Source organism: Bacillus rugosus, from assembly GCF_023238245.1.
In the GTDB taxonomy this organism is placed as follows: Bacteria; Bacillota; Bacilli; order Bacillales; family Bacillaceae; genus Bacillus; species Bacillus rugosus.
Window position 1 is genome coordinate 2,019,573 of record NZ_CP096590.1, and the last position, 24,519, is coordinate 2,044,091.

General features: G+C 44.3%; 12 protein-coding genes and 1 tRNA gene. 3 read left to right on the forward strand and 10 right to left on the reverse strand.

Going from position 1 to position 24,519, the window contains the following annotated elements; genetic code table 11:
* Positions 1–2: 2 nt before the first annotated feature.
* The 4 genes from M0696_RS09920 to M0696_RS09935 all read right to left on the reverse strand — a co-directional run bounded on the left by M0696_RS09920 (position 3) and on the right by M0696_RS09935 (position 12,072).
* Positions 3–7,688 (reverse strand): non-ribosomal peptide synthetase, encoded by a 7,686-nt coding sequence (locus tag M0696_RS09920; protein ID WP_248602733.1) that lies wholly within the window; start codon positions 7,686–7,688, stop codon positions 3–5.
* Positions 7,689–8,059: 371 nt separating this feature from the next.
* Positions 8,060–9,538 carry a D-alanyl-D-alanine carboxypeptidase/D-alanyl-D-alanine endopeptidase gene (dacB, locus tag M0696_RS09925; RefSeq protein WP_222142952.1) on the reverse strand — a complete coding sequence of 493 codons (1,479 nt, stop codon included), beginning with the start codon at positions 9,536–9,538 and terminating at the stop codon, positions 8,060–8,062.
* Between the two features lie 35 nt (positions 9,539–9,573).
* Positions 9,574–10,551, reverse strand: coding sequence for an aldose 1-epimerase (gene galM, locus M0696_RS09930; protein WP_222142953.1), 978 nt, complete (start codon positions 10,549–10,551; stop codon positions 9,574–9,576).
* 132 nt (positions 10,552–10,683) lie between these two features.
* Positions 10,684–12,072 carry an MATE family efflux transporter gene (locus tag M0696_RS09935; protein ID WP_222142954.1) on the reverse strand — a complete coding sequence of 463 codons (1,389 nt, stop codon included), beginning with the start codon at positions 12,070–12,072 and terminating at the stop codon, positions 10,684–10,686.
* A 286-nt stretch (positions 12,073–12,358) separates the two neighbouring features.
* Here M0696_RS09935 and iseA point away from each other — a divergent pair, with 286 nt between their 5' ends.
* Complete coding sequence (gene iseA, locus M0696_RS09940) at positions 12,359–12,904, forward strand: IseA DL-endopeptidase inhibitor family protein (protein ID WP_222142955.1); 546 nt, start codon at positions 12,359–12,361, stop codon at positions 12,902–12,904.
* Positions 12,905–12,991: 87 nt separating this feature from the next.
* Here iseA and M0696_RS09945 read toward each other — a convergent pair.
* From M0696_RS09945 to M0696_RS09955, 3 genes are all read right to left on the reverse strand, one after another.
* Positions 12,992–13,064 (reverse strand) — tRNA-Arg (locus M0696_RS09945).
* Between the two features lie 51 nt (positions 13,065–13,115).
* Positions 13,116–13,661: a site-specific integrase gene (locus tag M0696_RS09950; protein ID WP_060398741.1), complete on the reverse strand. Its 546-nt coding sequence runs from the start codon at positions 13,659–13,661 to the stop codon at positions 13,116–13,118.
* A 315-nt stretch (positions 13,662–13,976) separates the two neighbouring features.
* On the reverse strand, positions 13,977–14,207 hold the full coding sequence (locus tag M0696_RS09955; protein ID WP_166852368.1) for an excisionase family DNA-binding protein: 231 nt from the start codon (positions 14,205–14,207) through the stop codon (positions 13,977–13,979).
* 185 nt (positions 14,208–14,392) lie between these two features.
* Between M0696_RS09955 and ggt the strand changes: the two genes are divergently transcribed.
* The gene (gene ggt / locus M0696_RS09960; protein ID WP_222142956.1) at positions 14,393–16,156 is read left to right on the forward strand and encodes a gamma-glutamyltransferase; all 1,764 of its coding nucleotides are present in this window, start codon (positions 14,393–14,395) and stop codon (positions 16,154–16,156) included.
* Between the two features lie 130 nt (positions 16,157–16,286).
* Here ggt and yofA read toward each other — a convergent pair whose 3' ends face one another.
* Complete coding sequence (gene yofA, locus M0696_RS09965; RefSeq protein WP_248602734.1) at positions 16,287–17,141, reverse strand: LysR family transcriptional regulator YofA; 855 nt, start codon at positions 17,139–17,141, stop codon at positions 16,287–16,289.
* A 128-nt stretch (positions 17,142–17,269) separates the two neighbouring features.
* Between yofA and M0696_RS09970 the strand changes: the two genes are divergently transcribed.
* Positions 17,270–18,259 carry a zinc-binding dehydrogenase gene (locus tag M0696_RS09970; protein WP_222142958.1) on the forward strand — a complete coding sequence of 330 codons (990 nt, stop codon included), beginning with the start codon at positions 17,270–17,272 and terminating at the stop codon, positions 18,257–18,259.
* A 55-nt stretch (positions 18,260–18,314) separates the two neighbouring features.
* Here the strand turns inward: M0696_RS09970 and gltD are convergent, their stop codons facing one another.
* Together gltD and gltB are read right to left on the reverse strand one after the other, a co-directional pair.
* Complete coding sequence (gene gltD, locus M0696_RS09975; protein WP_166852356.1) at positions 18,315–19,796, reverse strand: glutamate synthase small subunit; 1,482 nt, start codon at positions 19,794–19,796, stop codon at positions 18,315–18,317.
* Between the two features lie 16 nt (positions 19,797–19,812).
* On the reverse strand, positions 19,813–24,375 hold the full coding sequence (gltB, locus tag M0696_RS09980; RefSeq protein ID WP_222142959.1) for a glutamate synthase large subunit: 4,563 nt from the start codon (positions 24,373–24,375) through the stop codon (positions 19,813–19,815).
* Between the last annotated feature and the right edge of the window lie 144 nt (positions 24,376–24,519).

The window sequence follows — 24,519 nt, forward strand, 5'->3', positions numbered from 1 at the left end:
AGTTAAAGATCTTTCACGAGATCTTCGATGCTAGATAATGCAGACAACGTTAATTCCTTATTGCTGAAATCACTCAGCGTTTTTTCGCGTACTTTTTTCTGCGAACAATGCTCAATCATCTCGATAAGATGCCTGTGAAAACGATCCATAAAACACTCAATTGAGTGTTGGTTGAACACTTGGGTGTATACCGCTTTTACTTGAAGCCGTCCGTCTGTAATTAGAGCATTGATGTCCAGCTCATACTCTCGTTCTCTGTCACCCGCTATTTCGTAACGAGGCTGGTAAAATGATAATTGAAACGTTTCAGCTTCCTTCTCTTCGCTGAATTGGCCGAGATAATTAAAGCTGACCTCAGGCTCTTTATACTGCAGTTCTCCTATCTGTGTTAACAATCCGTAACCAGTACCTTTGTTCGGTACTCTTCTCAGCATATCTTTTGTCGTCTTAATTCGGTAAGCGAGCTGATCTTCGAAAGGCTCGGGAATACTCATGTCCAGCAGAATAGGATAAATGGAAGTAAACCATCCAACTGTACGTGAAATATCAATGTTTGGCACATACCCTTCTCTTCCGTGCCCCTCAGTGCTGATCACGATTTGGTCGTGCTCTGTCCATTCAGAAAGCGCAATTCCTAAAGCAGTAAGCAAAAGTTCGTTGACATCAGTGCCATAGGCTTGCTGGGTTTCAAACAGCAATCTTTCAGTCCAGTCCCCGGATAGTACAAACGCCGATGTATCGCTGTTCATTTGCAGTCTTCCTGGCACATTTTCCGTGTCCTTAGGCAGAAAAGCAGTGTGAGCGTCCAAAATTGATTGCCAATATGATTTTTCTGCAAGCAATTGTTTGCTTTCAGCAATTTGGGCAAGACCATTGGCGTAGGACAAATAAGAATCCGTTTTTGGCGGTAACTGGATCTCATGTTTTTCTAAAGCCTGCTGGTATGCTGCAGCTAAATCCTCAAGCAGTATTCTCCAAGAAACGCCATCTATTACTAGATGGTGAAGTGCAATCAGCAAATGGTCCCCTTCTGCCGTTTTAAACAAACCTGCTTGTAGCAGAGGCCCTTTTTGTACATTCATTTTGCTTTGAATGCCGATTTCCTCAGCGGCTAGTTTTTCATCAAGATGAGTCCTTTCCAGTGATTCTTTTGTCCAGTCTGCGATGTGAAGGCCGAACAGTTCACGATCGTTGTGATTCATTCCGCGATTATACTGAACGACATGGCCGTTTTGATTTCGTTGAAACACCATGCGAATCGCATCGTGATGCTCGGTTATTTTACGCAGCGCACGACAAAGCGCATTAGTATTGAATCCTTTTTCACTAAAAAGTATGACGGACTGGTTGTAATGGTAGTGAAAAGCATGAACCTGTCCGAAAAATCTTCGCTGAATCGGGGCGAGATCAGCTTCACCTTCCGCAGGTCCCTGATCAGCTTGAGATACCAATGGTGTGATATGTCCGCTTAGCTCCTGAATCGTTGGATAACGGAATAAGTCACGTATTGTCATGCTCCAGCCTTCAGCGGCCAGCCGTGCTGCCACTTGTAATGCTTTAATTGAGTCTCCGCCAAGCTCAAAAAAGGAATCGTGAATGCCGACTCGAGCAATGGACAGGACATCTTCCCATATTTCCGCTATCGTTTCTTGTATGTCGTTAACTGGTGCAGTATATGGACGTGTGAACACATCATTTGGAGCCGGCAAGGCGTTTTTATCCAGCTTTCCGTTTAGGGTCAGCGGCAGTTTTTCTATAGGAATCAGATGCGCAGGAATCATATATGCCGGCAGCTCCTTTGTTAAAGCAGCACGGAGAGTATTCGTATTGACGTCTGAAGGCACAATATATGCTGCTAAACCAGCATGTCCATTCTTATCATGCTGAACGGCAACAGCAGCTTCTCTGACCAGCCCGGTTTGAAGCAGAACACTTTCAATTTCTTCTGTTTCAATTCTGTATCCATTTATCTTCACCTGATAATCCATACGGCCAAGAAGCTTGATCGTTCCGTTTGGAAGCCAGCAGGCTCGATCACCGGTTCTGTACAGCCTTTCTCCGGAGATAAATGGATTTTCTGTAAATTTCAATTGTGTTAAGTCAGGTTTATTATGATAGCCTTTCGCAACACCTGCCCCGCTGATGCATAACTCGCCAGCAACGCCAATTGGCTGAATTTGATCAGTCTGGCTGAGTACGTACATGTGTACATTCGGTAGCGGACTGCCAATTGGGACGTTATCTCCTGTATACTCTTCTCCCATCCTTGTTTCATAGCAGCTGGAATCGATTGTCGCTTCTGTGACGCCATAACTATTGATGATGCGCATGCTTTGGCCAAAGCGTTCTGTCAATGTTTTGAAATCTTGAGCTTTCACCATGTCGGAACCAAGAATCAATATGTCTAAGTCAGGAAGCTTGAGCTTGTTACGGTATACATACTCCATAATTGGGATAATGAGAGCCGGTGTTGACTCCATTATCGTGATTCGCCGAGAGTTCATGATGCCATATAATTCAGAGGGTTCCAGCCGCTTTTCATCTGGGCAAACGATTAGAGTCCCACCGTTGGTCAATGTTCTCGCTAAATCTCCTGTAAAGACATCAAATGAAAAGCTCGCCATTTGAAGCAGTCTGACAGGCTTCCGATCCAGTTCATAAATTTGCCGCCAAGCAAGAGCTGCATGAGTAAAGTTCCGATAGGTGACAATAACGCCTTTAGGCGCGCCCGTAGTTCCTGACGTATAAATGATATATGCTACATCCTCAGGAGCAGGAGATAAGTCAAGGTTGCAGCTGTTTTCTTCATAAGAGCTCTCATCATCAAGGCAGATGTGAGATATATCACATTCAGATGAGTTTGAAATCAAATGCTTCAACTCCTGCTGCAATAGAAGAATGTCTGCTCCGCTATCACGGAGAAGGTGTTCAATTCTAGCCTTTGGATAATGTGAATCGATTGGGATATACACTCCTCCAGCTTTCATCACTGCTAGGATTCCAACAATTGCATCAATGGACCGCTTGGCTAAAACAGCCACAGTTGGCTTCGTCCCTTTTCTTTTTTGCAATGTCCGTGCCAGACGATTGGCTCTTTCGTTTAGAAGCCGATAACTAATCTGTGTTTCGTCATCAATAACAGCTATATGTTCTGGTGTTTCTTCAGCTCTCGCTTCAAATATGCGATGAAAAGGAACATCTTTTTGAGAAAATTCAACTTGAGTTTTGTTGAATTCAAAGACTATATTTTGTTTTTCTTGATCACTAAGAATGTTTATTTGTGAAAGGTTTGTTTCAGGATTAGAAAGTGCCGCATGCAGAAATTCGATAAAATGAGCTGCCCAGCGCTCAATCGTAGCTTTCATGAATACTTCTGTACTAAATTCCAATTCGCAGCAAATGGCTCCATCTGTTTCCGTTGCTATTAGTGTGATATCGAATAAAGAAATGTGATGTGCGAAATTGGCGGGCCGAACTTTTATCTCTTCCAAATCCATGTCCTGCTTTTCCATATTTTGAAGGATAAACATCGCATCAAAAACTGGATTCCTGCTCATATCCCGCGTCAATTCAAGCTTATCGACAAGCTCTTCGAACGGATAATCCTGATGCTCAAAGGCTCCCAATGCTGCCTCGCGCACTTCCTGCAAATACTGCTTAAATGGCTTCCCGCCCTCCGGGAGCGTCCGAAGCGCCAGCGTGTTCACAAACATGCCGAGTATCGGCTCAAGATCCTTGTGCGGCCGGCCGGCAATTGGCGATCCGACGATGATATCTTCCTGTCCGCTTAAGCGTGACAAGAACGCTGTGTAAGCCGCTAGGAGCACCATGTACAGTGTGCTTCCGTTTTCCCGTGCCAGTTTATGAAGGCCTGATGCGGCCTCTTGATCTAGCGTAAATGAGACCTTGTCACCCGCGAAGCTCCGCACCGGCGGGCGGGTATGATCAGCCGGGAGATCCAGGACCGGCAGCTCGCCCTCGAGCTGCTTCAGCCAGTACGCCTCCTGCGTCTGGTACGCGTCTCCTTTTTTAAATCCTTCTTGCCATACGGCATAGTCTTTATATTGAATGTGAAGCGCCGGAAGGGTCCGGTTGTTGTAAAGCTCCCCGAATTCCCGAATCAGAATGTTGACTGAAACACCGTCTGACATAATGTGATGCATATCAACCAGCAACAGGTGCCGCTCATCTGATACCTTTACGATTTGAGCACGGAACAGCGGCGCTTGGCTGAGATCAAACGGCTGAATAAACGCGGCTGCCGCTTCCTGTTCGGTTTGTTCGCCGAGGACTGCTGTCTGTAATGTAAACGGCACCTCGTCATGGATGCGCTGCACCGGCTCGCCGGCTTCGTCCTGTTCAAAGGATGTCCGAAGCGACTCGTGGCGCTTGATCAGCTCTTTGAAAGCCCTGTCCAGCCTGTCGGGGTCCAGCTTCCCTTCCAGCTCTAACACAGCCGGCATATTGTAGCCTGTCCCTCCGTCCTCCAGCTGCTGAAGGACATAGATCCGTTTTTGGGCGGAGGAAACCGGATAGTCCTCGCGCTTTTCAGTGGGCTTCATCGCTTCATATGGACTGTCCGTTCCTTCACGGATAACGGAAGACAGCCCTTCTACCGTCGGATGGGCAAACACATCTTTCAGCGGCACCTGTACATCGAATTCTTTTGAGATCCGGGAGACAAGCGCCGTTGCCTTTAAGGAATGTCCTCCGCGGTCGAAAAAGTTGTCGTGAATCCCAACAGGGCCGTTTTTCAGCACGTCCTCCCACAGCTGGGCAAGCTTCATCTCTGTCACATTTCTCGGCGCCGTGTAGGTCTTTGCATCTGCCGCTCCGTCAGGAGCTGGCAGGGCGTTTCGGTCCAGCTTTCCGCTTGGCGTAACCGGCCACCGTTCCATCTCTATCATATGAGCTGGGATCATGTAGCTCGGCAGCAGTCTTTCAAGCTGCGTCCGCACTTCGTTTCTTCTTAGTCCTTCTGTATAGGCGCATAATTCCGGCTCGCCGCTGTCAGTCCGTACGGTAACGGCTGCCTCTCTGACACCTTCAATGCTTCTAAGTGCTGCTTCAATTTCTCCAGGCTCAATCCGGTAGCCGCGGATTTTCACTTGATCATCCGTGCGGCCGAGGAATTCAATATTCCCGTCAGGAAGCCAGCGCGCCACATCCCCTGTTTTGTACATGCGTTCACCCGGGTAAAACGGGTCCTCAAGAAAACGCTCCTCTGTTAAGGTCGGCCGATTTAAATAGCCTCTGGCAACACCTGCTCCGGCAATGTACAGTTCGCCGGCGACACCGCAAGGCTGTACGGCTAAATGCGTATCTAAAACATACAAACGCGCAGCGGGTACGGGCTTTCCAATCGGAATCCGCAAACGGTCCCTGTCCCGTTCTGGATCCAACACGTAAAATGCCGCGTCTACCGTGGCTTCTGTCGGCCCGTAACCATGGATTAATGATACCTGCGGCAATACAGAAGCAAAACGGGCTGCCGTACGCGGCGCAAGCGGTTCACCTCCGGCGAATACACGCTTCAGGCTTGTCCCGTCACCGAGCGCTAACATTTCCGCTTGATCGAGAAAGCTGTTCAGCATAGCCGGAATAAAATGAGCCGTTGTCACTTTTTCCTGATGAATGGCTTGTATGATCAATGCGGGGTCTTTTTCCCAGCCGGGCGGAAGCAGATACGCCGAAGCACCGGAAAGAGCCCACCAAAACAGCTGCCACACAGACGCATCAAAGGAAAAAGAGGTTTTCACCATGACAATGTCATCTTCCTGAAGCGGAAACTGACACTGCATGCCAGCCAGAAAGGAAACAGCCTGGCGGTGCTCAACGGCTACCCCTTTTGGCTGCCCGGTGGAGCCCGATGTATAGATGATATAGGCGAGAGAGCCGCTGTCAGCAGGAGCAAATACATGACTTTCTGCTTTTTCGCTCGCAAGAGATGCCGTGTCCACTTCAAGCGTCTCCCCGGAAAAGTTCGGTGCGGAACATCCCGGCTGCGTCAGCAAGAGCGCGACCCCGCTGTCTTTCAACATGTAGCTCAGCCGTTCCTTTGGATATGCAGGATCAAGCGGCAAATACGCCCCGCCTGCCTTCAATACAGCAAGGACAGCGATCAGCATTTCAGGTGAGCGTTCAGACAGGATCCCGACGATACTTTCGTTTGTGACGCCGCGTGCCGCAAGGTGCGCAGCCAGCCGGCTGGCGTACATGTCAAGCTCAGCGTATGTCAGCGAACCGCCGGAAAAGCGGATGGCCGGCCGTTCCGGTGTGACAGCCGCCTGTCGTTCAAACAGTCCGTGCAGGGTCGGGGCTTCAGGCGAAACAGCTTCCGTCTTATTAAACTCATACAACAATTTTTGTTTCTCTCTTATATTAGTCATATCTAATTCTTTTATAAAACTGTGCGGATGTTGAAGGGCGTTTTCCAGTAACGTAAGCAGATGGTTTTGTATTCGCTTAATATCCTCAAGAGAAAACAAGGTATTTTGATAGTCGAAATTTAATTGAATAGTTCCGGTGTCTGTCCGTTCCTGTATTTGAACAGAAAGCTCGTTCGCGGTGTATCCGCTGAAATAAAGCGCCGTTTCATAGTCAAAACCGTCTGCATTGTACCATTGGAGCGGTTGATACTGCATAGATATACCAATAAGGTTGTGTAAATCCTTCTGTTCTATTCTTAATTCATTTACCAGCAAATTATAAGGAAACCGTTGGTGACGCATAACGGAAAGCTGTTCCCTGCCTACTCTGCGGACAAAGGATAGAAAGTCCGCGTCAGGATCAACCGTTATTCTGATGGGAAGAGAACTGACGAACATGCCGAGCATCTCTTTTTCAGCCTTTGACCCTCTGTTGCCATAGTAGGTGCCGATGGCAAGGTCTTTTTTAGAAGTGATCCGGCTGATGCATATGTAAAATGAAGCCATGAATAAGGAAATGATATTGATCTTTTGTTCTTCACAAAAGATCCGAATCGTTTGCCCTAGATGAGGTGAAAGGGTGATGGTATCTCTGGATGCGGATGTGCTCTGTTTTTGTAAAGACGTCTGGCCGGCTAATGAGTGGTATTCCGGCGGATTCTGAAAGGTTTGAGTCCAAAATAAACGGTCTTTTGCAAAACGTGAAGACTGTAAATATTGACTCTCTTTTTCGATGTAGCTCAAGTAAGAAGGTTCAGGCTGATCGGGTAAAGGATCTTGCTTTTTCATTTTTTGATAAAGATCTATAATTTGATTTCCCATCACGTTTAAGGAGATGCCGTCCATTATAATATGATGGAATTTAGCAAACAGCCAAACCTCATGATTGTGGATTCTAAGGAGATAAAATTGATAAAGAGGCGAGTTGAATAGTTTAAATGGGATTCTCGCTTGTTTTTGTATCCATTGCTCTATTTCTATCATTTCAACGTTTGAAAAATCTATTATTCCCAGTGAAGTATATTTATATTCAGTAAGGCACAATCGCGGCTCAAGCTCTTCTCCTTCTAGCAGCTGAAACCTGATGGCGTCGTTGCGGGAGATGGAATGATTTAGCGCGCCCTCTAGAACATCAAGATCAATATTGCCTCTGAATTTCACACAGGCCGTAAGATTGCAAATGCTGGTACCTGGCTCCAGCAGTTCGGTAAACCACACTCTCCTTTGGGCATGGGTTAAAGAATAAGTATGTTGGCTCAACGGATTCCCTCCAGTTCTCATAATAAGAGGATAAGAAAAAAGTAGAAAAATGACAATAAAAGAAATTATATGACTATATAATCCATATATGCACTATATTAACGGATATTTTTTAAAGTACAATAAAAAATATTAAATTTTTATAACATTTTTTTGAATATAGTATTATTTCTTTAGTTTTGGTTTCTATCTTCATCAAATATTTGAACATAAAGTGATAAAAGTATCATTTTAATTCAGGTCTTACACACTAATTTTTCAATTGTGCTAATTTGCTGTTGCGCGTAATCTTTCTATTTGTTGGCAGATGCGACCGGAATATTATTGAAGACATAAAACAACCTGTTTTCGCTTGGAAAACAGGTCTGACGCTAGTATTGATTTGCCAAGATGACAGCGATTTGATCCTCAATATCTTTTCCATCCTCATCATCAATCAATCCGTTTAGAAGAATAGAGAAAACAAGGGTTTTTCCGCTCTTGGTTTCAGCGTACCCGGATAGAGAGCTGACCGTGCTAAGCGATCCGGTTTTTGCCCTTACTTTGCCTTTTGCAGGAGTGTCTTTCATACGGTTCCTCAGCGTTCCGCCTATCATTCTGTCACTATTGCCCGCAACAGGTAAGGAATGAAGATAAGTTGAAAACCAACTCTCTTCTTGAATGTCATATAACAGCTGTGAGAGTTGATCTGAGGATACAGCATTAATATGAGAGACTCCTGATCCATCCCTTAAGACAAGTGATTTGGGATCAACACCAAATTCCGGAAGTGTACTGTTTAATACCTCGAGTCCCTTTTCCCAGCTCCCCTCTTCTTTTTTCACTTTCCCCATTTCTTTTACGAGCACCTCGGCATGTCCGTTATTGCTTAATTTCATAAACGGCACAAATAGTTTTGACAAAGGCATTGAGCGATGAGAGATTAACATGTCTGACGAACGGGGCGCAGCGCCCGTCTTGACATTCCCTTTTACAGTAATTCCTTGCTTTTTTAGTGCCTGCTTAAATAAATCCAAGGCGTATCCAGCCGGTTCCCAGACAGCAATCCATTCCTTTGTCCTGCTTGCGTCAGCTGGTACACTCCCTTCAATTGTAATCGTGTTTTTCCCATGCTCTCTTTCGATCGTAAGGTCTTTCTTTTGACCGGCCGCAGTTGTTTCAGCATTGTTCTTAATCGTTACATAATCCGTCTTCGGAGATATAGATACAGCAGGCTTTTCCCCTTCTTTTTTACCCGGGGTGACCTCTACAATCACGGTGCCTGCATCATAGTCTTCATTCGGAGATGCTGTTAAAGCGGAGACTTGCGCACCGTAATACGTGTATTCATCACTCCATGGCATATCAGGTGATAATCGGATGCCGTCATACCATGTATCATCACCGATTAGATTGCCTTTCACCACGTTCACGCCGGACTGTTTCAATTTCTCAGCCATTTCTTCAAAATCAGATGGTAAAAGCGTCGGATCTCCTTTTCCTCTCAAATAAAGGTTTCCATTCAGCTTTTTCCCTTTAAGTGTGCCGTCTGTCCGGACCTCGGTTGTAAAGGAATAGTCCTCGCCAAGGACAGAAAGTGCCGCGGCAGCTGTCAAAAGCTTCAGAGAAGAGGCGGGCCTCATCCGGACTTCTCCTGAATGTTCGTATAGAACAGCACCTGTATCCGCAGAGCGAACAGTGATGCCGGCCATTGCGCCTTCGAGTGCAGGATGATCAGCTAAAACCTTATCGATCTGCCCGGCAAGTGCATCTTGTTTTTCAGCCGCTTGCGCAGCCTGATGCATATAAGGTACCGATGCAACGACAAAAAGCAGCAAAACAGCAACATAAAGCTTTATGCTTTTTTTCATTTTTTTATCCCCGCCTCTCTGCGCCTCATCATTGGCTATTGATGATTCAGTTCAATGGTGATACTGCTTTTGGCTGTCGTTTCTTCTCCCGGCTCAAGCACTTGTAAACCAGTGAGTGATGAAGGCAAGTCTAGATTCACAGCGTTTGTTACCCATGTGTAAGGTTCAGGGCATAAATACCCCTGTTTTCCGTCCGCATTGTATACAACCCAATGTTTAAATTGCTCATCTGCTTTATAAATAATGCTTATATGTGCATGCTGATGATAAATGACTGCTTGATTTTCTCCGCCTCTTTTCTGATAAGCAGATAAAAAGACATCATCCAGCTGCTTGTGGCGTAAATCCATCCCTTCATGCAAGGCTTCTTTATATGGTACATCCGTCAGCTTTCCGGTCGGAAGCAGGCGTTCATCCAACTCCCATTGCTGATCTGCTGCGAGGGAGAATAACGAGCTTTCTTCTGGAAACACAAATGTAGTATGATAACCGATCCCCCAAGGAAACGCTTCCTTTCCTTTGTTCATGACCGTCGCATATTTAAATAGAGTATTCTCCTTTAGTGTGTAAGTCATCCGAACGACTGCATGATGCGGGAATTGTTTATACACATGAGGAATCTCTGAAAGATCAATTTCCGTTTCGACGATCACTTCTTCGTCAGTTTGCTTCATGGTCACTGCGTTCCATTTTTCCTGATAAAGAAACCCATGAAGATGGTTGTGTTTATCCTTTTCGTTGATATCAAAATGATATGTTCTGCCCCGGAAACTGAATGTACCGTCACTTATCCGGTTAGGCGGGAACAAGATCGGAATGCCATACAATGTTGGTGTGTCATGGAAGCTTTCTGCTGTTTCCGGTTCACGCAAAAGCTGGATATTCGTTGATTTGTCCACGAGAGAAATGACGTTGCTCCCCCACTCGGGAACGACAATCATTTCTATATGTTCGTTGCCTGCTTTGATGGCAGGTGTTCCTAAATGTGTAATCTTCTCAACATAGTTAGTCATGTGTCTTCAACCTCTCCTTGATTCATTGCTTGTATAAGAATTCAATGTCCTGTGCTATATTTCCTCCATTTTATGTTTTCCCTATCAAATAAAAAAACACCGTTCAAATGATGAACGGTGTAATTCGGGAGGCTATTGAATGAGGCGTGTAATCTGTTTCTTTTTCCACACAAATTGATAATATCCATAAATCAGCAGCAAGCTGACAGCAAACGCAGCCGGATAGCCAACCCAGACGCCGAGTATCTCAAGTTTTGTGTAGTGGGAAAGTACGAACGCGACAGGCACCTCTACTCCCCAGATAGCGAAAATACTGATAACAGTTGGCCATAAAACCGTTCCGCTTGCCCGCATCGTCGCAGAAATAATTTGGGCATTTCCAAAGAGCAAATAGCTCCACAATGTAATCATCAAGAGACGATGCGCGATGTAAAGTGTGTCTTTCTCGGTTAAAAATAACGCTAAAATCTGATGTGAAAAAACATAGATTAGAATGATCAGCACGCCGCCAATGATATAATTCAGCCAAATCCCGACACGAATGACCTGCTTTAAGCGGTCAAACTCGTTCGCTCCGATCGATTGCGCAGCGAAAATAGATACTGCAATGCCAAGGCTGACGGCCGGCATCTGCACATAGCTGGCTACCTGGTTGACCACGCCGTATGCAGCTGTCGCATTAGAACCGTAATGGTTGACGAATGAAATAACCGCTATCTCTGATAATGAGACGAGAATCATATTGATGCTTGATGGAATCCCGAGGCGCAGCAGGAGAGCCAGCAGTTCCTTATCCATTTTCAAATAACGCCGCACCGTTTTATCAAATTGCAGTGGATGGTTTCGTTTTCGCAAGTACACCATTAATACGAGAAATGTCGCAATTGTGGAAATGACGGTTGCATATGCGGAGCCGTATATGCCTAGTTTCGGAAAACCGAACATGCCAAGGATTAAGACAGGCAGAAGCGCTATGTTAATGACCGTGCTCACAATAAGCGTATAAAACGGTGTCTTCGAATCCCCTGTTCCGCGCAAAAATGTTGTATAAGCAAAATATAAAAACATAAACGGCATAGCGTAAAATAAAATGCGTGCATAGCTGGCGCTGACATGAATTACATTTTCAGGCGTGCCCATTAAACGAAGGATATCCAAGGTGAATATACTGCCGATGACGGCTAACACAACCCCTAATAAAAATGTAAACGTGAGCGTCGTTCCGACAACAGCCTTTAACCGCTCCTCATTCTTCGCCCCGTAGGCTTGTCCGATCAGGATCGAACTTCCTGAACCGATTCCAATGGTAAATGAGATTAAAAGAAAAAATAACGGGAAAAAGGATGATACAGCTGCAACCGCATCAACACCAAGCCATCTGCCTACAGCCATCATCCCGACTAGCTGGCCGACTGATTGCAGCACATTGCTTAGCAGAAGCGGCACTAAAAAGAGTGACATAGACCGCCAGACAGATGGATTGCTTTTCTGAGTTACAAGTTGTTCTTGTGATGTTTCCATATTGAAAGCTCCTTTGTTTGAATTCGTTTGTAAACATGTTCCCATTCTTTTGACAAAAACAGGATATGCAACATGTTATTATTCATCACTTTACATATGAAACCCTTCCCGATTCTTCTCATTTTACACATCTTTTTAGCTTAAGAAGAATAAACTAGCAAGTAACAGCCTATTTCTTTGTGAGTAAAAGAATAAAAAATAATTTATGCAAAAGTATTGTAATCTATACGTAATTATTGTAACATTTGTAACATAAGAGAAAGAGATTTTGAAGGAGTGAACCATAATGAAAAAATGTCTTCTATTTCTAACAACTATTGCACTTATTCTGTCATTAAGCACAAATGCATTTGCTAAAAATACTTCAGGTGATTTATCACAAAAACAAGCTCTGCAGCTGGCATTATCAGCAAGAGAACACTTTTGGAACACAATGAGCGGCCACAATCCAAAAGAGAAAAAAGCAGTTTGCCCATCAGGCACATTTGAGTATCAAAATCTTCAATATGTGTATATGTGCAGTGATCTAGGCACTAAAGCAAAAGCAGTGAATTACTTAACTCCTATTTTCACAAAAACAGCAATCGAAAAAGGCTTTAAAGACTATCATTTTACTGTTTCAAAAGGTAAACTTGCCGTGCCAATCGGTGACGGAGACAACCTTTTAAATTGGAAAAAATCAAGCGCTATACTGATATCTAAAAAAGGCAGCACAGTCACATACGAATTTACTGTTCCTACTTTAGACGGATCACCTTCAGCGAAACGGAAAGTGACATTTGTAAAAGAGAATAAAAAATGGAAAGTCAATCAATTTGACGCAGTTATATAAGAAAAACGCCCGGTATAAGCGGGCGTTTTTTATTTGACATAAAGAAAGACAACAGACGAATAGCCTGTTGTCTTTTTGTAAATATAACGCTCTAGGAGAGATTCGAACTCCCGACCTGCAGTTTAGGAAACTGCTGCACTATCCGCTGTGCTACTAGAGCTTTTGTATTTATATAGTAGCTCTGATGATCAATATTTTCAAGCGGTTTGTATTAAAGCCCTCCAAAAACCTTATACGCGGCCCTAGTTGTATCTTCATCAATACCGATATACCGCATTGTAATCGAGGGTGATGAATGATTCAGTATTCTCTGCAGCTCTGCAATGTCTTTTGTCCGCTGGTAAAAGTGATAGCCGAACGTTTTCCGGAGCGTATGTGTCCCTATCTCCTCAAGTCCGCACGCCGCGGCGGCTTCTCTTAAAATCCTGTAGGCCTGAATGCGGGAAATCGGCTTCCTGGTCCGTACAGATTTAAAAAGATATTCGTTTTCTTTCATGTCTTTCGTATACTCGTATATTTCGTGTTTCAGCGATTCTAAAATCAAAATCTTCCTTTTCTTTTTCGTTTTGCTTTCAGTCGCCCATAAATGATCCTTATTTTTAACGTCCTTCACTTGCAGCGGCAGAATATCAGAAATGCGGAGCGCACTGTTGATGCCGAAGATAAACAAAAAATAATCCCGCTTATTTTTGTTTAGCAAATACTGTTTTACATCTTGGATTTTCTCTAAACTGCGAATCGGCTGTACAATATGCATCAAAAAACTCCTTAAAAACCATTATGTAACGTTTTGAGATCTATGTTACTATTATAGCTGAAAAACGTTGAATGTCAAAGTGCGGCGGCATTTATGTAACATAATATACATAGTGTTACATAAGCGAATAACAGAGGCTTTCGAAAACCCCTCCCTCGCAAATGCGTTTTATAGCCTCATATAAAGCTTTTAACCTATTTGATACTCATTGCTCTATAAAACATCAAAAAACCTCTTAAAACAAAATCTGACGATTCGGTTTTTCTGTTGTTTTTAAAAGGATATACAAAAAAAGACACAATTTGAAATTGTGTCCTAATCTTCATCCTTTACATCAATATCTTCCGGGATTGGTTCATTTAATATTTCCTGCACAAGCGCTTTGTAATTTTCCAGCTGTTCGAGATGTGTTTTGAACTGCCCCTTATAAATTAAAAATTGCTCACCATCATGAACGGCCCTGATTTTTCCTTCGATCACCAAGCTTTTAATATAATCCTCTGAAAGATTTGCATATTCTGCTGTTTCTTTAATCGTTAAATACATATAGCAGTCCTTTCTTAATCCGTAGCTCTGATTCTAATATAGCACATGGCTCATATCAATATAATCAATTTTGCACAGAAAAACGGGTTAATGTTCTATATAATATACCATTTGTCACTTGTGAAAACGCTGTAAGTTTTTTACGCTAAGATTGTAACATAACAGCTTCATATAGGAGGGAGAACATGAAAAGAACGTGGAACGTCTGTTTAACAGCTCTGCTTAGTGTTCTGTTAGTCGCTGGAAGTGTCCCTTTTCACGCGGAAGCTAAAAAGCCGCCCAAAAGCTACGATGAGTACAAACAAGTAGATGTAGGGAAAGACGGCATGGTTGCCACCGCACATCCTCTCGCTTCGGAAATCGGTGCTGATGTGCTGAAAAAAGGAGGAAATGCCATTGACGCGGCGGTTGCCATTCAATTTGCACTCAATGTAACAGAGCCGATGATGTCAGGCATTGGCGGCGGCGGTTTTATGATGGTGTATGACGGAAAAACAAAGGATACAACGATCATTGACAGTCGTGAACGTGCTCCAGCAGGCGCAACTCCCGATATGTTTCTCGATGAAAACGGCAAAGCCATTCCTTTCTCTGAGCGTGTGACAAAAGGAACTGCTGTCGGTGTTCCAGGTACGCTGAAAGGACTGGAGGAAGCTCTGGATAAATGGGGAACCCGCTCGATGAAACAATTAATCACCCCTTCTATTAAACTTGCTGAAAAAGGATTTCCGATTGATTCGGTGTTGGCAGATGCCATTTCGAATTATCAGGAAAAGCTGTCACGGACTGCCGCAAAAGATGTATTTTTGCCAAATGGCGAGCCGCTTAAAGAAGGCGATACATTGATTCAAAAGGATTTGGCAAAAACGTTTAAGCTCATTCGCTCAAAAGGCACTGACGCTTTTTATGAAGGAAAATTTGCCAAAGCGCTTTCTGACACAGTACAGGATTTCGGCGGGTCAATGACGAAGAAAGATTTAGAAAATTATGATATTACAATCGATGAACCGATTTGGGGAGACTATCAAGGCTATCAAATCGCAACTACTCCTCCTCCAAGCTCTGGCGGTATTTTCTTATTGCAAATGCTGAAAATACTTGATGATTTTAACCTTTCACAATACGATGTCCGCTCATGGGAAAAATATCAACTGCTTGCTGAAACGATGCATTTGTCTTATGCCGACCGTGCGTCTTACGCAGGTGATCCCGAATTTGTAAACGTTCCTCTCAAAGGTTTGCTTCACCCCGATTATATTAAAGAACGCCAGCAATTAATCAATTTAGATCAAGTCAATAAAAAACCGAAAGCCGGTGATCCTTGGAAATACCAAGAAGGATCGGCAAACTATAAGCAAGTCGAACAGCCGAAAGACAAAGTAGAAGGCCAAACAACCCACTTTACAGTTGCCGACCGCTGGGGAAATGTTGTTTCCTATACAACGACAATCGAACAGCTTTTCGGAACTGGTATTATGGTTCCTGATTACGGCGTCATTTTAAACAATGAATTAACAGATTTTGATGCGGTTCCTGGTGGAGCTAATGAAGTACAGCCAAACAAACGGCCTTTAAGCAGTATGACCCCGACCATTTTATTTAAGGATGACAAGCCTGTCCTCACCGTCGGATCTCCTGGCGGGGCCACCATTATTTCATCGGTTTTGCAAACCATTCTCTATCACATCGAATACGGCATGGAATTAAAAGCTGCTGTTGAAGAGCCGAGAATTTACACAAACAGCATGAGCTCCTACCGATACGAAGACGGAGTTCCTGAAGACGTCCTAAGTAAACTAAACGGCATGGGCCATAAATTCGGCAAAAGCCCGGTGGAAATCGGAAACGTACAAAGTATTTCTATCGACCATGAAAACGGCACCTTTAAAGGCGTAGCTGATTCAAGCAGAAACGGCGCGGCGATCGGCATCAATTTAAAACGGAAATAAAAAGGAAAAAACTGTACTCGCTTCAAATGAGTACAGTTTTTTTGTATGCATACTTTGATATTCACTTGCGTTTAGGTGATACTCTGTTGTATACCGGCTGTCTTGACAATCGGCTACGCTCTTTTATACATCATTTTATTTCGCTTATCTCATCAATAAACCTCTGAAACGCACTTGTAATAAAGAAGTCTTTCCTGTATATAAATACGATCTCTAAGTCTTGATATGCTGCTGGAAGCTGATGAACCCATACATTCCTACGATAAATGGAGCAGTCGACAGCGGACTTCGGGAGGAGCGCCGTACCCAACCCGGCGGATACTCCTCTTATAATGGCTTCAAATGTGCCAAACTCTATGATTTTTTGATTTTGAATGCCTGCTTCCTCAAGTAATCTTTTGATTCTGGAACGATGAGAACAGCCAGCTCCGAAAAAGAGCATCGGTTGCCGAAGCATATCTTCTGCCGTCCCTTCACAAAATGAAATCAAAACCAATTCATCACGGGAAACATGGATTTGTCTGACATCAGTGTGCTCAACCGGCCCGTAAACAAACGCGCCATCAACTTTATGATCAAGAACCTGTTGAATCAAATTGTGCGTATCAGCTGTGTTCACTGATAAATCTACTTCAGGAAAACGTCTGAGAAAGGAGGCTGCATGTTCGGGCAGATGCGTTACCGCCGTTGTTTCCAACGATCCGATCCGCAAAGGCCCTTTCGGATGCTGGCTCACCTGTGCCGATTTTTCAGCTTCTTCTAACAGCGATAATACTTGATCAGCATATTGCAAAAGATTTTCTCCAGCAGCGGTCAGCTTCATCCCCCGATTCGTTCGATGAAAAAGCCTGATATTCAAATCTTCCTCAAGGTTATGTATTCTGGCTGTCACATTCGACTGGACATAATTCAGCATTTGGGCTGCTTTCGTTGTGCTTCCTTCGCGGGCAACAGCACGAAAAATCCTTAAATCTCCGCTTTCCATGGGCTCTCACCTTCTTGCTATGATTAAAAGTGATATCGGCTATCATTTTTGTTCATTTTACTTGAAGAAAACCGCTATGTAAAATATGTAAAGATATGAAAATACAATTCTATTAGGAGGCAGACAGTATGAAAGCTGTAATTCACAATGGAAAAACCGGACTGCAGGGATTATCATTTCAAGACATTCCATCAAAAAAGCCCGGATACGGAGAGGTAAAAGTCAAATTAAAATCTGCAGGCCTAAATCATCGTGACCTGTTTCTTATGAAAAACAAGTCTGAACGAGATCCTCATGTGATACTGGGGTCTGACGGCGCTGGTATTATTGAAGAGGTTGGTGAAGGCGTGAAAAACGTTGCTATTCAAACAGAAGTAATCATTTTCCCGACATTGAACTGGGATTTGACAGAGAACGTACCGGCTGTACCTGAGATTCTGGGAGGGCCTTCTGACGGAACGCTTGCTGAATACGTGATCATCCCTTCACAAAATGCAATCAAAAAACCTTCTTATTTATCCTGGGAAGAAGCAGGCGTTTTACCTTTATCCGCTTTAACTGCATATCGGGCCTTGTTTACAAAAGCCCAATTGAAAAAAGAGGAGCACCTATTGATACCCGGCATCGGCAGTGGTGTTGCAACCTACGCTTTGTTTATGGCTAAAGCGATTGGAGCAACGGTAAGTGTGACCTCCCGCAGTGAGGAGAAAAGAAAAAAGGCGCTGCAATTAGGTGCTGATTACGCAATTGACAGCTACAGCAATTGGGATGAACAGATGCAGGGAAAAAAGGCTGATGTTATTCTTGACAGCATAGGCCCTGCCCTTTTTTCGGAATACTTCCGCCATGTAAAACCGAACGGCCGTATTGTCAGCTTTGGGGCAAGCTCAGGTGACGATCTCTGTTTTCCGGTGCGTTCTATATTCTTTCCTCAGATCAATGTATTGGGAACCTCAATGGGAAGCTGTGAAGAATTTCATGATATGCTCGCTTTTATTGAAAAACATAAGCTGCGACCTGTAATTGACCGCACATATCCTTTAGAAAAAGCATGTAAAGCATATACGAGAATGCAGGAAGGCAGACAGTTTGGTAACATCGGAATCGTAATGGAGTAAAAAAGAAACCGGCTGGCAATCAGACCGGTTTCCTTTATATCATATTCCCCTTTATTTACGGAAGAACTGAACTCCCCATCAAGTATCGATCTACTTCACGCGCCACTTCACGGCCTTCATTAATCGCCCATACGATTAAGCTTTGGCCTCTTCTTGCATCCCCTGCGGCGAATACGCCATCGATATTTGTTTGATAATCCCCATATGCTGCGCTGATTTTGTTATTTTCAGAATCAACACCGAACTGTTTCAACAGCGGCTGTTCTGTGCCTTCAAAGCCGATAGCGATGAAGACAAGCTGAGCAGGCCATACTTTTTCCGTTCCAGGCAGCTCGCGGAACTCGTATTTTCCGTGCTCATTTTTCACTTTCTCCATTTGGATAGTATGAAGCTCTTTCAGTTTGCCATTTTTATCAGCAACCAATTTTTTCGTTTGAATAGAGTATTCCCTCGGATCTCTTCCGAATTTTGCTTCTGCTTCTTCATACGCATATTCAAGCGTAAAGACGTGCGGCTGTTCAGGCCACATATTGTCATTCGTGCGGGCTGGCGGAAGTTTCGGGTGTTTACCAAATTGGTGTACGCTTTTGGCTTTTTGCCGCAGAGCAGTAGCGACACAGTCAGCTCCTGTATCTCCGCCTCCGATTACGATGACATCTTTCCCTTTGGCATCAATGAATTGTTTGTCTTTAAAGTTAGAATCTAAATAGCTTTTTGTTGCGAGTGTCAGGTAGTCCATCGCGTAATGGACTCCTTTTGAGTCGCGCCCTTCGATTAGTAGATCCCGCTGTTTTTGAGCGCCTGTGCACAGAATTACAGCGTCAAATTGCTCCTTCAGCTCATCAGCTGTAATGTCAACGCCGATCTCTGTGTTCGTGACAAAATCAATCCCTTCTTGCGTCAGCAATTTAACCCGGCGTTCTACAATGCCCTTCTCAAGCTTCATGTTCGGAATGCCGTATGTTAAAAGGCCGCCCGCTCTGTCTGAGCGCTCAAAAACAGTGACGGAATGCCCTGCTTGATTCAGCTGGTCTGCACTCGCCAGTCCGGCTGGGCCTGATCCGACAATGGCCACTTTTTTGCCAGTTCGTTTTTTAGGAATTCTAGGCTGAATCCAGCCGTTCTCAAATCCTTTGTCGATAATAGTCCGCTCGATGTTTTTAATTGATACGGCCGGGTCTGAAATCGCTAATGTACATGATCCTTCACAAGGAGCGGGACATACCCGCCCTGTGAATTCAGGAAAGTTGTTTGTTTTCAACAGTCGTTCCAATGCTTCTTTCCATCTGCCCCGGTAGACAAGATCATTCCATTCAGGAATTAAGTTGTAAATCGGACAACCAGAGGTAAATCCGTTAATGTCTGCACCGATCTGGCAAAACGGTGTACCGCAATCCATACACCGTGCCCCCTGCCGTTTCGATGCTTCTTCTGAAAAAGGAGCAGAATATTCTTTCCAATCCTTTAAGCGAGTGAGAGGGTCCCGCTCAGCAGGTTTTTCTCGTTTGATCTCCATAAATCCAGTTGGTTTCCCCATGTTCCTCTCCCCTTCCTTACTGTACTACCGCTTGTTTTTGTCCCGATGTTGCTGTATTCTGCTTTGGCTTCGTGTTGGCTTCAAATGCGAACATGACCGCTTCTTCATCTGATAAGCCTGCAGCTTTTTGCTCTTCGATGCTTGCAAGCATTTGTTTATAGTTTTTCGGAATGACTTTGACGAATTTTTTCACGCTGTCTTCCCACTGATTAAGCAGGTCTGCAGCTTTTTGGCTGTTTGTATACCCAGCATGCTTTTCAAGCATTGTTTTGATTTGTTCGATTTCTTTCTCATCCTCTAATGATTCAAATAAAATCATTTCAAGGTTGCATTTGCGTTTAAACGCTTTTATATCTTCAGCGAGAACATAAGCGATTCCGCCTGACATACCTGCAGCGAAGTTTTTGCCTACATCACCGAGTACGACAACACTGCCGCCAGTCATGTATTCACAGCCGTGGTCGCCGATACCTTCTACAACCACGTTCACACCGCTGTTTCGAACGGCAAAGCGTTCACCCGCACGTCCGTTAATGTATGCTTCTCCGCTTGTCGCCCCGTAGAACGCTACGTTGCCGATTATGACGTTGTCATCTGATGCAGAATTAAATCCTTCCGGTGACTTGACGATGATTTTTCCTCCAGAAAGCCCTTTTCCGACATAGTCATTTGAGTCTCCGTCCAAATAAAGTGTCATCCCTTTAGGAACGAAGGCTCCAAAGCTTTGTCCGGCTGATCCGGTAAACTGCAGCTTGATCGTATCTTCCGGAAGCCCTTCTTCTCCGTAGCGTTTTGAAATTTCACTGCCTGTTATCGTTCCGGCTACACGGTTTGTATTGTTGATTTGGATAGAAACATCCGCTTCTTTTCCAGACTCAATGGCTTCTTGTACGGCCGGGAGGATCGCTGTGATATCAAGCGATTGATCAATTTTATGATTTTGCGGCGATTGGAACGTTCGTACGCCTTCGGGCTGATATAGAAGTGTAGACAAATCGAGCTGGCTTGCCTTCCAATGCGCCTTCGCCCGCTCACTCACATTAAGTACGTCAGTGCGGCCGATCATTTCATCAAATGTCTTGAAGCCTAACGCAGCCATGTACTCACGAACTTCTTCAGCAATGAACAGCATATAGTTCACAATATGATCAGGATCGCCCATGAACTTTTTGCGAAGCTCAGGATTTTGTGTTGCTACCCCGACAGGACATGTATCCAAATGACAGGCACGCATCATGACACAACCGAGTACAACTAACGGAGCCGTTGCGAAACCGAATTCTTCAGCTCCTAGCAAGGCAGCCATCACAACGTCCCGGCCCGTCATGAGCTTTCCGTCTGTTTCTAATACAACACGGTCGCGGAGTCCGTTCAGCATTAACGTTTGATGTGCTTCTGCGAGACCAAGCTCCCACGGAAGACCTGTATGTTTAATACTGGTTTTTGGAGAGGCGCCTGTACCTCCGTCGTAACCGCTGATCACAATGACATCTGCAGTCGCTTTCGCAACACCTGCAGCGATTGTACCTACGCCTGCTTTTGACACCAGCTTCACGCTGATTCTGGCGTCACGATTGGCATTTTTCAAATCGTGGATCAGCTGGGCTAAATCCTCAATCGAATAAATATCATGGTGCGGCGGTGGTGAGATTAATCCGACACCAGGAGTTGATCCGCGGACATCGGCAACCCAAGGATATACCTTATTGCCAGGCAGCTGTCCGCCTTCACCCGGCTTAGCGCCTTGCGCCATTTTTATCTGCAGCTCATCTGCATTGACGAGGTAATGGCTTTTGACACCGAAACGTCCGGATGCAATTTGTTTGATTGCACTTCTTCTGTCATCGCCGTTTTCATCTGGAACAAAGCGTTTTGGATCTTCTCCGCCCTCACCGCTGTTGCTTTTTCCGCCAAGACGGTTCATCGCGATTGCTAAGGCTTCGTGTGCTTCCTTACTCAAGGATCCAAATGACATCGCACCCGTTTTAAAGCGTTTGACAATCGATTCAGCGGATTCGACCTCCTCCAATTTCAGAGGCTTGCGGTTTTCTTCAAATCCGAACAAGTTCCGTAAAAATCCGATACGTTCTTCATCTGCTGCTTTTGTATATTGTTTAAACAGATTGTAATCATTTCTGCGGCACGCCCATTGTAAGGTATGAATCGTTTTTGGGTTAAACGCGTGATGCTCTCCGCCGTTTCTCCATTGGAAGTCACTTCCTGGTTCAAGCGTTTTGCTGTAATCATCCTGATACGCTTCCCGGTGGCGGCGCTGCGCCTCTTCTGCAATTGTTTTTATGTCGATGCCGCCGAGCTGTGATGCAGTCCCTGTGAAATAGCGATCAATTACATCACGGCTGATTCCTACCGCTTCAAAGATTTGTGCGCCTCTGTAGCTTTGTACAGTTGAAATCCCCATCTTGGACATGACTTTTACGACACCTTCAGTAATGCTTTTTCCATATTTGCTGACTGCTTCTTCATAGCTGATATCCAAACGGCCTTCATCAATTTCCTGCTTGTAGGTCGCATAAGCGAGATAAGGATTAATTGCATCTGCGCCGTAACCGATTAATGCTGCAAAGTGGTGTACTTCACGCGCTTCTCCTGATTCCACAATGATGCTGACTTTCGTACGCAGCCCTTTGCGGATTAAATGCTGATGCAGCGCGCTGACTGCCAGAAGCGGCGGTATTGGTGTCAAGCGTTCATTCATCTTTTTATCTGATAAAATTAACAGGCTTACGCCTTGGCTGATGGCTTTCTCTGCCTGCGTGAACATATCCTTTAATCCGCGTTCAAGATCCTCTGAAAACAGCACATCGATTTTTTGGCTTTTTAAATCAGGATGAACAATCGTTTTTAATGCGTAAAACTGTTCATTTGATAAAACAGGTGTATACAGTTTAATCCGGCGAACGTTTCGCTCACTCGGGTGAAGAAGATCGCCTTCTGCACCTAGCCAGGTCATCGTAGATGTCACAAGCTGCTCACGAATCGCGTCGATTGGCGGGTTCGTTACTTGTGCAAACAGCTGCTTAAAGTAGTTAAACAGTGATTGCGCGCGGTCTGACAGAACAGCAAGCGGCGCGTCATTTCCCATTGAACCGAGAGGATCTTTGCCTTCTTTAATGACAGGAATTAAATATTTTTGGATATCTTCATATGTGTATCCAAATGCCTTCTGGCGAGTAAGAAGATCTTTAAACTGTTCTTCCTCTCTTGATTCCGGATCAGGATTTACTTGCACAAGCTCTTCTTCAAGCCACTTCTGGTACGGGAACTCAGTTGCAATTTGTGTTTTGACTTCTTCATCCGAGATAATGCGGCCTTCTTCCAGGTCGATTAAAAGCATTTTTCCAGGTTCGAGACGGTTTTTATATAAAACGTTCTCCTGTTCAACTTCAATAACGCCTACTTCAGATGAGAAAATAATATAATCATCTTTTGTTACATAATAACGGGCCGGACGGAGACCATTCCGGTCAAGGATCGCACCGATTTGTTTCCCGTCAGTAAATGAAATGGCTGTCGGTCCGTCCCAGGGCTCCATCAGGGAACTATGGTACTCGTAGAACGCTCTTTTTTCCTTAGACATATGCGTATTTTCCGTCCACGGCTCAGGAATGAGCATCATTGCTGTATGTGCCGGTTGGCGTCCAGCCATCACAAAAAACTCAAATGCATTATCCAAAATGGAAGAGTCACTGCCATCAGCATTCAAAATAGGCAGAATTTTGTTTAAGTCCTCACCAAAACTTTCAGATACAAATTGCTGCTCACGTGCTCTCATCCAGTTGATGTTTCCGCGAAGGGTGTTGATTTCACCATTGTGAACCAAATAGCGGTTTGGATGCGCTCTTTCCCATGTAGGGAATGTGTTGGTGCTGAAGCGTGAATGGACAAGCGCAAAAGCAGAAACGAATGCTTCATCTTGCAAATCAGAATAAAACGCATCAACTTGTTCAGGTGTTAAAAGGCCTTTATATACGATGGTCTGGCTTGAAAGACTGGCAAAATAAAAATCAAAACCTTCCGTTACTCCCCAGTTTTCAGCCTGTTTACGAATGACATACAATTTTCGTTCAAAAGACAAATTGTCCTTCAGATCAGAACTTGCCCCAATAAATACCTGACGGACAAACGGACAGCTTTTTTGCGCTACTGTTCCGATTTTTCCGACATTTACAGGTACAGTTCTCCATCCAAGAACAGCTTGGCCTTCTTGTTCAATCAGTGCATTGATTTGCTTCTCGATTTTTATTCTTTCCTCTTCCTTCTGTGAGAAAAAGACCATTCCTACCCCGTAACGCCCTTTTTCCGGCAGATTGATGTCTTTGCACTCTTTCCTAAAGAAAGCATCAGGGATTTGAACCAGTAAGCCGGCTCCGTCTCCTGTATCCGGATCACTGCCTTGGCCTCCTCTGTGGTCTAGTTGGCAAAGCATCTTAAGCCCTTGTTTGACGATGTCGTGAGTCTGCTTGCCTTTTAAGTGTGCATATAGGCCGATTCCGCATGCATCATGTTCAAATTCAGGACGGTAGAGACCTTGAGCTTTTGGCATTTGATTGTACGTCATAATTCCTCTCCCCCGATCAATTTCCGATAATACCGGTCATAAAATCTAACACTCTATAATCATTGTAGGTTTTCAAAACGATATAAACAATATATAATTTAGATCAAAAGAATCTCAAAATGAGATAGATGGATGTGAGACAAA

Coding starts and splice junctions, on each gene's coding strand:
- dacB (WP_222142952.1), bottom strand. CDS start 9,538: ATGAAAAAAAGCATAAAGCTTTATGTTGCTGTTTTGCTGCTTTTTGTC.
- galM (WP_222142953.1), bottom strand. CDS start 10,551: ATGACTAACTATGTTGAGAAGATTACACATTTAGGAACACCTGCCATC.
- M0696_RS09935 (WP_222142954.1), bottom strand. CDS start 12,072: ATGGAAACATCACAAGAACAACTTGTAACTCAGAAAAGCAATCCATCT.
- iseA (WP_222142955.1), top strand. CDS start 12,359: ATGAAAAAATGTCTTCTATTTCTAACAACTATTGCACTTATTCTGTCA.
- M0696_RS09950 (WP_060398741.1), bottom strand. CDS start 13,661: ATGCATATTGTACAGCCGATTCGCAGTTTAGAGAAAATCCAAGATGTA.
- M0696_RS09955 (WP_166852368.1), bottom strand. CDS start 14,207: ATGTATTTAACGATTAAAGAAACAGCAGAATATGCAAATCTTTCAGAG.
- ggt (WP_222142956.1), top strand. CDS start 14,393: ATGAAAAGAACGTGGAACGTCTGTTTAACAGCTCTGCTTAGTGTTCTG.
- yofA (WP_248602734.1), bottom strand. CDS start 17,141: ATGGAAAGCGGAGATTTAAGGATTTTTCGTGCTGTTGCCCGCGAAGGA.
- M0696_RS09970 (WP_222142958.1), top strand. CDS start 17,270: ATGAAAGCTGTAATTCACAATGGAAAAACCGGACTGCAGGGATTATCA.
- gltD (WP_166852356.1), bottom strand. CDS start 19,796: ATGGGGAAACCAACTGGATTTATGGAGATCAAACGAGAAAAACCTGCT.
- gltB (WP_222142959.1), bottom strand. CDS start 24,375: ATGACGTACAATCAAATGCCAAAAGCTCAAGGTCTCTACCGTCCTGAA.